12 protein-coding genes are annotated in these 13,100 nt (G+C 29.8%); 1 reads left to right on the top strand and 11 read right to left on the bottom strand.

Annotated elements, in window-relative coordinates; translation table 11 throughout:
- Positions 1–306: 306 nt before the first annotated feature.
- From JOD41_RS07325 to JOD41_RS07295, 7 genes are all read right to left on the bottom strand, one after another.
- Positions 307–1,791, bottom strand: coding sequence for an aldehyde dehydrogenase family protein (locus JOD41_RS07325; protein ID WP_205052254.1), 1,485 nt, complete (start codon positions 1,789–1,791; stop codon positions 307–309).
- 201 nt (positions 1,792–1,992) lie between these two features.
- Positions 1,993–2,802: a glutamate racemase gene (gene murI / locus JOD41_RS07320; RefSeq protein WP_205052253.1), complete on the bottom strand. Its 810-nt coding sequence runs from the start codon at positions 2,800–2,802 to the stop codon at positions 1,993–1,995.
- A 262-nt stretch (positions 2,803–3,064) separates the two neighbouring features.
- A complete protein-coding gene (gene gltS / locus JOD41_RS07315; protein ID WP_205052252.1) occupies positions 3,065–4,279 on the bottom strand; it encodes a sodium/glutamate symporter in 1,215 nt (404 codons plus the stop codon).
- A gap of 413 nt (positions 4,280–4,692) precedes the next feature.
- On the bottom strand, positions 4,693–5,172 hold the full coding sequence (locus tag JOD41_RS07310; RefSeq protein ID WP_205052251.1) for a hypothetical protein: 480 nt from the start codon (positions 5,170–5,172) through the stop codon (positions 4,693–4,695).
- On the bottom strand, positions 5,165–5,383 hold the full coding sequence (locus JOD41_RS07305) for a helix-turn-helix domain-containing protein (RefSeq protein ID WP_205052250.1): 219 nt from the start codon (positions 5,381–5,383) through the stop codon (positions 5,165–5,167). The genes JOD41_RS07310 and JOD41_RS07305 overlap by 8 nt, the downstream gene beginning before the upstream one ends.
- 8 nt (positions 5,384–5,391) lie before the next feature.
- Positions 5,392–5,862, bottom strand: coding sequence for a DUF2975 domain-containing protein (locus JOD41_RS07300; RefSeq protein WP_205052249.1), 471 nt, complete (start codon positions 5,860–5,862; stop codon positions 5,392–5,394).
- A gap of 190 nt (positions 5,863–6,052) precedes the next feature.
- On the bottom strand, positions 6,053–7,276 hold the full coding sequence (locus JOD41_RS07295; protein ID WP_205052248.1) for a poly(R)-hydroxyalkanoic acid synthase subunit PhaE: 1,224 nt from the start codon (positions 7,274–7,276) through the stop codon (positions 6,053–6,055).
- A gap of 367 nt (positions 7,277–7,643) precedes the next feature.
- On the opposite strand from JOD41_RS07295, the gene JOD41_RS07290 reads away from it, so the two are divergent.
- Complete coding sequence (locus JOD41_RS07290) at positions 7,644–8,237, top strand: leucine-rich repeat domain-containing protein (RefSeq protein ID WP_205052247.1); 594 nt, start codon at positions 7,644–7,646, stop codon at positions 8,235–8,237.
- A gap of 181 nt (positions 8,238–8,418) precedes the next feature.
- Here the strand turns inward: JOD41_RS07290 and JOD41_RS07285 are convergent, their stop codons facing one another.
- The 4 genes from JOD41_RS07285 to JOD41_RS07270 all read right to left on the bottom strand — a co-directional run bounded on the left by JOD41_RS07285 (position 8,419) and on the right by JOD41_RS07270 (position 13,020).
- Complete coding sequence (locus JOD41_RS07285; RefSeq protein WP_205052246.1) at positions 8,419–9,480, bottom strand: acyltransferase; 1,062 nt, start codon at positions 9,478–9,480, stop codon at positions 8,419–8,421.
- Between the two features lie 217 nt (positions 9,481–9,697).
- Positions 9,698–10,846: a 2-hydroxyacyl-CoA dehydratase subunit D gene (locus JOD41_RS07280; RefSeq protein WP_205052245.1), complete on the bottom strand. Its 1,149-nt coding sequence runs from the start codon at positions 10,844–10,846 to the stop codon at positions 9,698–9,700.
- Between the two features lie 12 nt (positions 10,847–10,858).
- A complete protein-coding gene (locus JOD41_RS07275; RefSeq protein ID WP_205052244.1) occupies positions 10,859–12,181 on the bottom strand; it encodes a 2-hydroxyacyl-CoA dehydratase subunit D in 1,323 nt (440 codons plus the stop codon).
- A gap of 20 nt (positions 12,182–12,201) precedes the next feature.
- Entirely contained in the window at positions 12,202–13,020 is an 819-nt protein-coding gene (locus JOD41_RS07270) for an acyl-CoA dehydratase activase (protein ID WP_239541127.1), read from the bottom strand.
- Positions 13,021–13,100 lie beyond the last annotated feature (80 nt).

Genomic DNA, 13,100 nt, shown 5'->3' with positions numbered 1-13,100 from the left:
CTATTTTTATTTTAATTTTTAGCATTTTTAAATTTGTTAATTTTATTTTATCACAAGTTCTTTACTTTTTGTACTTTTGTATGATATTAAATGAAAGTATTATATTTTCTCCTTTATTTCAACTTTTACTAATGCCTTTATCATTAAAAATTCTTATATATTGCTATTAAAATGGGTGCAGGAATGTAATTTAAATTTGTTTTAAAGTTAAAAATTTATAAATTTAATTTTAAATATTATAAAAGGACTAATAGTTTAAAACTACTAGTCCTTTATTTTTGTACTTATTAACTTTTTTAATCTGTATTAGTATAATCCTGATAATTTTTCAGAAGTGTTTATAAAGATATTTTTAACTTGTGAATATGCATCAAGCATCATCTTGTGGTTTTCTCTACCTATACCAGATTTTTTATAGCCTCCAAAAGGTGCTCCTGCAGGAAGTTGATTATAAGTGTTAACCCACATTCTGCCAGTTTCAACGCCTCTTGCAACTCTTATAGCCTTATTGATATCTTTTGTCCAAACAGCACCAGCAAGACCATAGTCAGAGTCATTTGCCATTTTAATAACTTCTTCTTCATCTTTAAATTTAATTACAACAGCAACTGGTCCAAAGATTTCGTCTCTTGCAACTTTCATGTTGTTGTTTACATTAGTAATAAGAGTTGGCATTGTGAAGTAGCCCTTTTCTGTGCCATTCTTTGTAGCCTTTTCGCCACCAACAGCAATATTTGCCCCTTCTTTTTTAGCTATTTCAACATAGCCAAGAACTTTTTCAGTTTGTGATTTATTTACTTGGGCACCAACTTGTGTATCTTCTTCCCAAGGAAGTCCAACTTTTATGCCTTCAAATTTTTTTATCGCTCTTTCTACAAATTCATCATAAATATTTTCGTGAACGAAAACTCTTGAACCTGCACAGCAAACTTGACCTTGGTTAAATAAAATTCCCATAGCAAGTCCATCAAGAGCAAGATCCATATCACAGTCATCAAAGAAAATATTAGCTGACTTTCCGCCAAGTTCTAGTGTAGCAGGAATTAATTTTTCTGCTGCAGCACTTGCTATTTTGTAGCCAACTTCTGTTGATCCAGTAAAGGCAAGTTTTGATAGACCTTGGTGATGTTGTAAATATTCTCCAGATTTTGAACCAGAACCAGTTACAACATTTATAACTCCCTTTGGCACTACATCTTTAATTAACTTCATAAGTTCAAGAAGTGATAGAGAAGTTGTTGAAGATGGTTTAATTACAACAGCATCGCCTGCTGCTAGAGCTGGAGATAATTTCCATGCTGCCATTAAAAATGGGAAGTTCCATGGAATAATTTGGCCAACAACCCCAAGAGGTTCACGAAGAACAATTGAAAGTGTGTTTTCATCAATTGCATTGGCAGTTCCTTCTTCTGCCAAAATTGCTCCTGCAAAATATCTAAAGTGTTCAGATGCAAGAGGAATATCAATATTTCTTGTTTCTCTAATTGGCTTACCATTGTCAAGAGTTTCTACCATGGCAAGGTGTTCTGCATTTTCATCAATTATATCAGCTATTTTATTTAAAATTTTTGCTCTTTCATATTTATTTGTTTTTTTGTACTCATTAAAGCCTTCCCAAGCAGCTTTAACAGCTTTATCAACATCTTTTTCAGATGCTTGAGCAATACTAGCTAAAAGTTCACCATCAGCTGGACAAAATGTATCAAGAGTTTCTCCATTTTCACTATCAACAAATTCTCCACCAATAAATAGTCCATATTTTTTATCTAAATTAATTTTTGGTTTAGTCATAATATACTCCTTATCTTTATTTAATACATCATAAAAAGCTTTCATATAAGAAATACCCCTCATAAATAGTTTAAAACGTATAAAAATAATTTAGTCTAGAGAATTTTTTTAAATAAAACTTAAAAATAAAAAAATTGTACATTCCGCTTAAAATTTTAAACAAAATGTACAATTTCATAGTCTTATTTTAATTTAATAAAATTATAGAGTAACTTCTTTAAAAGTCTCTTCATTTTCAGTGTCAATGACATTTTTAACAGTGGCTTTAAATTTTTCTATATCATTTGTTGAGAAAAAGTCAATTTTAGGATTTTTTTCTTGATTTAATAAATCATCTTTTTCTAAAATTTCCTTTAAAGCAATGGCTGTTCTGTTAGCTGGATCTACAAGTTTAACATCTCTATTTTGCTTTTCAAAAATTCTTTCAAAAGCCTTTCTAGCAAGTGGGAAATGTGTACAACCTAATATAAGAGTATCGTAGTCAAAATCTCCCAATTCTTCTAAATATCCATTAATTGTTTTTTCAACAATATCATTTTCTAAATTTCCATTTTCAACATCTAAAACTAATTGTGGAGCTCCAACTCCCTTAATAATTATGTCCTTGTTAAACTTTTTAATAGTTTCATCATAAACCTTTGATTTTACTGTTCCTTCAGTAGCTATAAGGGCAACCTTATTATTTTTTGTAACTAGTGATGCATAACTGCAAGCTGGTTCAACAACTCCAACTACTGGTATATCTAGTTTTTCTTGTGCATTTTCTAGACCATAGCAAGTTGCTGTATTACAAGCAATAACTGCTCCCTTAGCTCCTTCTTTTGCTAGAAAACTTAAACATTCAAAAGTTGAGTTTTTAACATCTTCAGGACTTCTAACTCCATAAGGCATTCTCAAAGTATCTCCAATATATTTGAAATTTTCTTCAGGAAATACTTTTAATAATTCCTTTAATACAGAAAGTCCACCTACGCCGCTATCAAAAACCCCTATTGGATTAGTTTTTTTCATTTTAATAATCTCCTTTTAAATAACTTAAATAATATAAATAATTTAAAAGTCTTAATTTATTCACTAACTTTAAATTTTTTTATTTAACTAATTCTAAAATTTTTTCTAAAAAATAAAATCTACTATTTATTTAATATTTTTAAAATAAAATCTACTATTTATTTAATATTTTTTCTTCTTATAAATGCTTCAATATTTTTAGAAATATAATTCTTTTTAATAAAAAAGCACCAGATCTTGTCTGGTGCCTTTATAGTTTTTATTAAGCAAAGAATCCTAAGAATACTGTGATAATAAATACATTTGCAAAGTCGATAAACATACCGCCTACTATTGGAAGAACAAAGAATGCCATCTTTGAGTAAACGAATTTATCACAAATAGATTCCATGTTAGCTACACCATTAGGTGTTGCACCCATACCAAATCCACAGTGTCCACCAGCAATAACTGCTGCGTCATAGTTGTTACCCATAATTTTGAATGTAACAAAGTAAGCAAATATTGCCATTAATACTGTTTGAGCAGCTAATAGAATTAACATTGGAACTGCAAGGTCAACTAATTGCCATAATTTCAATGTCATTAAAGCCATTGATAAGAATAGGTTAAGTCCTAGTTCTCCAGCAATTGCAATTTCTTCGTTTGGAAGGAAATTATCATGCTTATCAGAAATAGCTCTGAAAAGAATACCAAGTATCATTGGTCCAATATAAATTGGAAGAGCTGCCTTGTCAGTAAACTTAGCAATTTGTCCATTTAAGAATGCTGAAATGTAAACACCAATTCCCATAGCAACTATTATTGCGAAGAATCCCATTTGAACTTTCTTTCCATCTAAAATTTTATTTTCTTCTTTTAAGATGGATTCGTCAACTACGATGTCTTTTTCTAATTTTTTCTTTTCAACAAGATTGTTTTTAAGAATAATTTTGTTAGCTAATGGTCCACCCATTAATGAACCCATTACTAATCCGAAAGTAGCTGCTGAATAAGCTACAGTTTCTGCTCCAGTAATACCAGCTGCTTCAACAAGTGGTGCAATACCAGCACTTGTTCCGTGTCCACCAGTCATTGGTGTTGAACCTGTCATAAGTGCAAGTCCTGGTTCTACTCCTACAGGTCCTGCTAAGGCAACAGCTAGAATGTTTTGTAGTACGCAAAGTACACTGGCAACGATTAAGAATTTAATTACCTTAGGTCCACCAATTTTAAGTATTTTGATACTTGCTCCAAAACCAATACTAGTAAAGAATATTGTCATGAAAAATGATTGCAATGTAGTGTCAAATTCAAATGCAGCCGTATTTGTTAGTCTTAAAACTAAGTGAATGATTGCGAATAAGAATCCACCAATTACAGGCGCTGGAATAGCGAACTTTTGGAAGAAATAAACCTTACTTCTTATGTACCTACCAATTAGCAATAGTATTACTGCTAGACCAATTGTTTGGATCATGTCCATTTCAATTGTCATAAATATCACCTCTCTATATTTTTTTATGCTTTAATTATATCAAAAGGTTTTCATTTTTAAAAGCTTTTTGTCATAAAAATTTTTATTAAAAAATACAAATTTAAGATTTTTGGACTAATCTTTTTTCTAATCGTAAGGTAAAATTTTTTTCAGCTTAATATTTTATCTTGCTAACGTGTTTAAACTAAAAAAGTTTTTTATTTCGTAAAATTTAGTAGATTTTCTTTATTCTATCCATTTTTCCTTGTTTTAAATAAAGAATTATTTTCAAAAATTCTTTTAAGAAAAATAAAATAATATATTTATCAAAAGAAAAAATACATAAAAAGAGCTTTTTCTCTTAATATGTATTTTTACTTTTATAATCCCTTTTGAAAACTAGGAAAACATTATTAATTAGAGTTCATAATTTATTAAGTGTCCCACTGCAAGAACAAGATTTCGCCCTTTTCCTCGTCTATTATAAGGACTATAAAATTTCCATACAAATTATTAAAGACATTGTCAGATGTTTTTTTAAAGTAAACTTCATTATTCAAATCAATGTCTGTGTCAAAGCCCCTTTCTCTTACTTTTAAAAGGCAAGTTTCAATTTGAGAAAGTTTATTTTCATCACTTTCAACATTATAAGCTTTAAGACTATTTTTTATATCTCTTATATCATCCTTGTCTACAGAAAATAAAATTGCAGCTTCCCCATCTCCGTGAAAGTCTGGCTCTTTATAAAGCTCTCTTACTCTTTTTACGCTTATTGGAAATCTTATATTAAATTCATTTTCCACTTCCTTTACTGACTGGTCTCTACTATCTGAAAGCAAGTATAAAAGAGGAATAGCTACAAGAAAAATTAAAGCCATAATAATTAAAACTTTTTTAAATTTTTTATCACTCATTTTCATCACCTTCATACCTTAAAATATCTCCTACATCACAATTTAAAACTCTACAAATTTCTGAAAGAGTAGAAAATCTTATGGCTTTTGCCTTATTTGTCTTTAAAATCGAAAGATTTGCAATAGTTATGCCAACTTTCTCTGATAATTCTGTAAGAGACATTTTATTTTTTGCCATTTCCACATCTAAATTAACAATTATTTTTCCCATGGTCCACCTCAAATCGTTAAGTCATTTTCTTCTTTTAGTGCCATTCCTTCTTTGATCAAATCACAAAGTAGAAGAAAAATTTGCGCAATTAACATGGCAACAATTGCTCCCCCTATAAAAATTAGGTTGGTAATTGAGCCATCTAGGTTAAAATTTGTGTAAATTATGGAAAGAATTGAAAGGAAAAAAATTCCTATAAAGGAAATGGCTATAACTTGAAGGTCAAATAACATCCCTCTCTCAAAAATTTTGTCTTCCCCATATTTTTTTAGGGCAAAAAGTCCAAATAGAAGAGCAAGGATCAAGGCTAAAATTATTCCCTGGCACAAAAATAACATGGGATACTTCATATTCATGAACATTGGATAAATTTTTGCCATAAAGCTTGCCATTTTAAGAAGTCCATAAAAAGTTCCCCCTAAAATAAAAATAGCGATTAGTAGAAGTGCTCCAATAAATTTTACTCGTAAAGATTTCATAATAACCTCCCTTTGCTAGGAGTATATCACTTTATTTAATGAATTACAATAAATATTTATCGTTTATCAATAAATTATAGTGGGCGTAAATTTTTATTCTTACAATTCAAAAGCTTGGCAAAATATTTTAGGGCATAAAAAAAGCCTGTAGGAAAACCTACAGACCTTTTTAGGAGAAGATTCTTATGTTTTATTTAGCTTTAGTATTAACTTGTGTCTTTAAAGCAGCAAATTCTTTTTTCAAACTATCTAGTTCTTTTTTAAGAGCTTCATCATTTGCAGACTTATTTTCTTCTTTTAATTTTGCAACTTCTTCTTTAAGGGCCTTAATTTCTTTTTCAGAATCGCTCTTTATCTTATTTACCTTTCTTTCAAGACTTGATTTAGCTTTCTTTGCGTCATCAAGTTCTTTAGTAAGTCCTTCAATATCTCCCATGAATTCTTCTTTATCTTTAAGAGTTGCAACTGGAATGTCCTTTAATCTTTCTGCAAGTCTTTCCTTGTAAGATTCTTTATTTTTTTCAACAATATCTAAAACTTCTTGAGCTTTTTCCTTATATTCATCAGAATTTACAAGTTCTTTATAAGCTTTTTCAAAGTTATTCATATAGAATTTAAAGAAATCAGCAAAATCTTCTAAGGATGCTTCACTTTCAAGACCATTGATATAAGCCCTTTGAGCCTTTAAAGCTGTTTCTTGATTTTTCTTTTCTAGGAACAAATTAAAATCTAATAATTCAAGTTCAAGGTCAAGATAATTTTGAAGTTCTTTCTTTGATTTTTCCTTATCTTCTGGACTTATGCCAAGAGTTGGCATTTCAAAAATCTTATCCAAAATTCCTTGGTAAAAATCTTTTACATCAGCAACTAATAATTCAGGTCTATTTTTTATAGCATTTTCATAAAAATCAATTGATTTCTTAGAATTTTCAATTGCAGGTCTTATAAATTTTTCTAAATTAAAGTTTTCTAAAACTCTATAATAACTATCAGGAATTAATTTATAGAAATATTTTTTAGACATTTCTACTAATTCATCGCTGTAAATTTCAAACAATTCTATTAATTTATTTTGTGCAGAAACAAGATCAAGGTCCTTGTAAAAATCACCATAAGCAAGGTAAAGCTTGTTTAAAAAATCCATATTTTTGTTATAGCTTTCCAAAGATTCCTTGTATCCAGGAACTTGTGCAAAGAAGTCTTTAAAATTATTTTCAAATTTTTCATTAATTTCCTTATAGTCCTTGAAAAATTCCATCAGATTTTTAAAGTTGTTTACAAACATATTTGTACCAAAAGGTTTAAAATCTCCAAGTTTAAAAGACTCCATAAATTTGCTATAGGCTTCCTTTTGATTTTCAAAAATATTTTTTTGCATTTCCATCATATCTTCAAAAAAATTCTTATTATCCATTTTTCCTCCTCTTAAATAGCATACACCATTTTTCTTTATCAATATTCCACTTTACTAGATTATAACTTTAAAAAATTTTATCGTCAAATAATGACTACCTTTTCCCCAAAATTTTTTAAATTTTCACAAATTAATTCTTTCTTTAAAAATAAAAATTTTTCCTAATATATCTTTACCCAATTAAACTAATTATAATTTATATTTAGTAACATATTTTTTTATAAAAAGACTTTTAGTAAATAAGTTCTTTTTATTTAATAAAAATGTTCATCCTTTGTCTGTTTAACAACCTTCCTTTATAATTTCTTTCTACTATGTTATAATGTAATTAAGAAAATATTTTATGTAGAGGGAGGACGTACATATTATGGAAAAACCTTGGGAGTTTGACGATTTTATATTTGATGGCGATGTGCTAAAGGGCATGACAAGAAAGGGCAAAGATAAAATCAAAAATGAAGAATTATTTGATATGGTAGTGCCTAGTGAAGGACCAGATGGAACTAAAATTAGAGTTATTGGAGAACAATGCTTCTTCAGAAGAAAACTTAACTCTATTGTAATTCCTGATACTGTTGAAGAAATTAAATACGAAGCTTTTGGAGTTAACAACTTAACTGAAGTAGAAATTCCTGATTCAGTTAAAAAAATTGATGCTTATGTATTCTACAGAAACAAATTAACTGATGTTAAAATGCCTGAAAAATTAGAATATATTGGCGACAATGCTTTTTCACTAAACCAAATTGGTGAAATTGAAATTCCTGATACAGTTGAATTTATTGGCGTAAGTGCATTCTACAAGAACAACCTTACTGAAATTAAATTGCCTGAAAACATCAAAGAAATCGACATGTATGCTTTCAGAAAAAATAACATTATGGAAGTACAATTACCTTCTGGAATTGAAAAATTCGATGACAGAGCTTTCGAAGAAAATGTTGTTGTTAAAAGAGACTAATTAAATTAAGTATTTTAAACTGTTGCCACAAGCAACAGTTTTTTATTACAAAAATTTTTAAAATAACTAAAAAACACTGCCACAACTTATTTGTGACAGTTTTATTATGTCCACTTCTTCCAATATATATTTTTTATTTAAAACTAAAACTTTCACAATACTTTTCTTTATTCTTACTAATTTACCTTTCTATTTTCAGAAATATCTTCTTTAAAATTTTCTCATAAATTGTCTTTAATATAAAAGTTAAAGCAAAGGATAATATAAATACTAACCCTATCTCTATAATTATTATAAATAATTTTCTCCATGCATCAAAGTTTATATATTCCAATTTAAAAATATTTATATAATCAGTAAAAATTACATGAAAAATATAAATTCCAAAAATATTTTTTGAAAGCACTTCTAAAAATTTTTTTATAAAATTATTTTTAATTTTAATCTTCATACACATTACAAATAATGTAAAGGATGATCCAAAAATTAAAATATTTGGATTGTCCCAAATATATGAGTTAAATTTTTCCCCACTTCTTGATATAGTTAAGTAAACAATAAGAAGATAAGATATGAAAAATCCCAAAAAGTAATAAAAAATGTTTTTATCTAATAATCTATCCTTGTATTTATTTATATAAGCACCAAGTAAGGCAAAGAGTACATAATTATAGGCTCCTGAAAGATTATATAATCTAAAAATGCTAAGTACTTTTATGTTAAATAAATTTATTATAAATACTAGAGTTAAGGATACAAAAATCCAAAAACCAAGTAAATATTTTAGCTCTCCTTTTTCATTTTTAACAAATTTATTGCAGACTGGCGCAAAGGCATAGATAAAAATTATTATAAATATGTAATACAAGTGGTCTTTGAAGTTTCCTTCTAAGATATCTTTTTTTATTGCTTCAAAAGAAACTGCATCATTAAAAACAAACTTTACATAATAGCAGGAAATCATTCTGTACATTAGCTCAGCCAATATAAAATAAACAAAAAATTTAAAAATCTTTTTATAAATACTTTTAAAGTCAATTTTTTCTTTTGTATATAAGAGATAGCCTGCACACATACAAAATACTGGCACACAAAATCTAAAAAGTGAACCTGCAAATATAAAAAATATCCAAGTTTTTGAAAATAAATCAGCGCGTGAGCCAGCAGACAAAACATGGATTGAAATTGTTGCAATTATTGCTATAAATTTTATTAAATCTAAATTATAATCTCTCTTTTTCATTTTATCTCACAAAATTTTTAAAATCTTAGAAATAGCTTTCAAAATAAGTTTTAAAAGAAAATCTAATTTGTATCTTTCTATAAATTTATTTTATCATATAAAAATTTTTTCTCCATTTTTTTATTAATCATATAAAAATATTTTGACTATTTTAAAAATTTTAATCAAATAAAAAAGGCGCCAATAATAAGGCGCCTTAAAATTTATTTTATTTTTATTACATTCTGTTAAGTTCAACCATTTCTCTAAATGTTTCTAGTTGAGTTTTAACTTGACCGAAGTCAGTCATTTGTTGGTCATAACCCATTTTAATTAGTGGAATGCCAGCTTTTTCATAAGCTTTCTTTAGTGATGGATATTCCATTTCTTCTGTATCATTAAATGTCATCATGAATAATAGACATCCGTCAGCATCATTATCAAGAGCTAAGTCAACAACATATTTTGGTCTCTTCCAAATATCTGGATCGTAAAGAATTGGATCTTCGTCCATTCTTGCAAATTGATCTGCAAGAGCCATATATGGATCTTCAATTGATGTATCTACATCAACTTTAAGTCCTCTTGATTCACTTGCAACGTCATCTGCTACTACGCAAATGTTAAAGTTGTCAAGAACTTCAAGAAGTGCTGGGTTATCAGTGATAATACCAGAAGTTACAACTCTTGGTCCTGTGCATTCTTCTTTTGGCATAGCTTTTAATGCTTCAATTAATTCTTTAAGCATCTTGTTGTGTTCATCTTTAAGCATGTGGTAAGAAGCTTTTAATACATTACATCTGTCAGATGCTTTAATAGTCTTTGAATAATCTCCAACTAATTTAATGAATTCTCTCTTTAGAGCTCTGTTTTCGTTATAAACTTCGAAAGCTTTCTTTAAGTTTTCATCAGTAATCTCAACACCACAAACTTCTTCTAATCTTTCAGCAGCTTGTTTAAAGATTTTTGCATTGTAAGTTTTACCAAAGTCTTCTTTTCTATGTTGAGCGTGGTTTAAAAATATCATAGGAATTTTTCTACCAACAGAAACTTTATAGTTTTGAGAGAATGGTCTTAAAGTATCATCAAGAGTAGTTACCATTGATGCACTTAGTCCATCAAGAGATCCGTCAAGACCCATTTCCAAACATCTTAAAGCTAGTGAATAGTAGAATGTTGGGAAATATTCTTTAGCCTTATCAATAGGTCCTTGTCCGCCCCATACTCCGTAAGGAACAAGTCCACCTGCATAAATAATTTCTTCAGGTGCATAGTAAGGGAAAACTCCGACAACTTTTTTGCCTTCAGCAAGGTATTTGTCAATTTGTTCTCTTCCGTTATCTGCAATATGTTTAAATTCTTTTAATAATTCTTTTATATCAGTCATTTTGCACCTCAATTAAATTGTAGTCTTAGACCAGTCAGTTTCTTTAGTGTTTTCGAAATTAGTGTAGATTTCTTCGCCCTTAGCAATTCTATCTGCTTTTCTTTCATTCATAATTTCTACTAAACCTTGAACTCTAGTCTTATATTGTTCTTGAGAGAAGTTTCTTTCATCAGCTTGGTCACCATCAAAGTGAACTACTGGAATGTCAAGGTCTTCTCTCCATCTTCTTTCGATTTCAGGCATTGCTCCTGACCATGGTTTACAAGATCTATTGTAGTTAACAAGTGCTCCAGAAACTCCGTTTTCTTTAGCCATTGTTTCTCTCCATTCAACACCGTCTTCGATACATACTGAACAAGGTGCTTTACAGTATGCTGCAGCCATTTCTCTAACAGTTGTGTATTGGAAACCGAAAGCAGGTGCATATACTACTGCAGTTACGTTAACACCGTTTTGTTTTAATGGTTCAAAAAGGTTTCTTAGTCCTGGCCAGCAAGGTATACCTTCAAATAGGATTCTGTGTTCTTCTGGGTATTCCCAAGTAGAAGTTCCTTCCTTAACTGACTGTTCATATTCTTCTGCTAGAAGTTCAAATCCTTCAGCTGCATCAATTTCACATCTTGCAGCTACAATGTCTGCCATGTGGTTAAATAGGTCAAATCCAGAAAGTGGAGATGGTTCGTAAGCCATGTATGAACATGCTTTAAGCCATGCTGCTGCAGTTCTGTTAGCAATTTGACAAGCTTCTTCGAATTTCTTTTCATCAAATTTCTTACCAGTAAGTTTTTCAAGTTGGTGAATAGCATATTCAAATTGACCCATTAAGTAATCAACTTTTTCTTCAGGTACATCAACTGTGTTTTGGAATGGAATATCAATCATAATCATTGGAATATCGTGCATTCTTGCAATGTTTTCATACCATTTAGTCATCATGTTACAGATGTTGTTACAGCAAAGTACGAAGTCTGGTTGTGGCATCTTTCTTGAGTCAGTAGGTTCACCTGCTGCATAAGCAAGAGAAATTCTTGCGTAACCACAGATATCATTATCATATCCCATATCTTCAGCTGTTTGACATAGTCTTAGACCGTCTTTTTTAGCTGCAGTTGTAGCTGCGTGGTTTTCTGGATATACTGCATGTAGTCCAAATGCCTTTGCAAGTTCAATAGGGAATTTAGATGATGACCATCCAACTAGTTCTCCTCTTTTTTTTGCATCCCATGCTGCTCCGTAAACTCTATCAACAACATTTCTTAGAGCTTGAGCTGCAGGAATATGTCCTTCGATTGGTCTTGGTTTTTTACCAGGTATTTTTTGAATTTGTTCAGCCATAGTTTACCTCCTAAAATAAATTATGCTTTAGCTTTATCTTCTTTTAATTTTTGCAATTTACATTTTTGATATCCAAATAGTGCAGCTCCTAGCGCACCATTTAATTGACATAGTGGTGAAGTGTGAATTTTATGTCCTGTGTTTTCTTCAAGAGCTCTAACCATGCCCTTATTAAGGGCAACACCACCAGTAAATACTACGTCATCATTTAATCCCACTCTTTTAGCAAGAGAACCAACTCTTGCAGCAATGGAATCATGGATCCCCTTAACTATATCTTCAATCTTTGATCCACTTGCCAGTTGTGAAATAACTTCTGATTCCGCAAAAACTGTGCAAGTAGAAGAAATACTAACATCTTTTGTAGATAACTTATCTAACTCTTCAAGTTTAGAAACATCAACTTCAAGAACTTTTGCAATTACATCTAAGAACCTTCCAGTACCAGCTGCACATTTATCATTCATAACAAAGTTTTCAAGCATTCCGTTGTCTCCAATTTTTAGAGCCTTGGCATCTTGTCCACCGATATCAATGATTGTACGAACATTTGGAAATAAGAAATAAGCACCCTTAGCGTGACATGAAAGTTCAGACATTTGGAAATCAGCTTCTTCAAGGGCTGTCCTACCATAACCAGTTGCCATTACATAAGAAATATCTTCTCTTTTCATGTTTGCATTTTTAAGAGTCTCACTAATTGTTCTTGATGGTCCGCTTGTTCCTGCTCCAACATCAATAACAGAAGTTGAAATAATTTCTTTACCATCTTTTAAAATAATACTCTTTGACGCAGTTGATCCAATGTCAACGCCCATTGTATAAATAGCTTCTGCCATACAATCTCCTCTTTATCTTAAAATTAATATCTTACTCTTCTTAATTCTACTATACTTATGTATCTTTGTCAAAAATAAAG

The organism is Peptoniphilus gorbachii (assembly GCF_016908115.1).
Classification (GTDB): Bacteria; Bacillota; Clostridia; order Tissierellales; family Peptoniphilaceae; genus Peptoniphilus_A; species Peptoniphilus_A gorbachii.
Note: the sequence above shows the minus strand (reverse complement) of the source record. Positions and strands in the feature narration are given on the sequence as shown.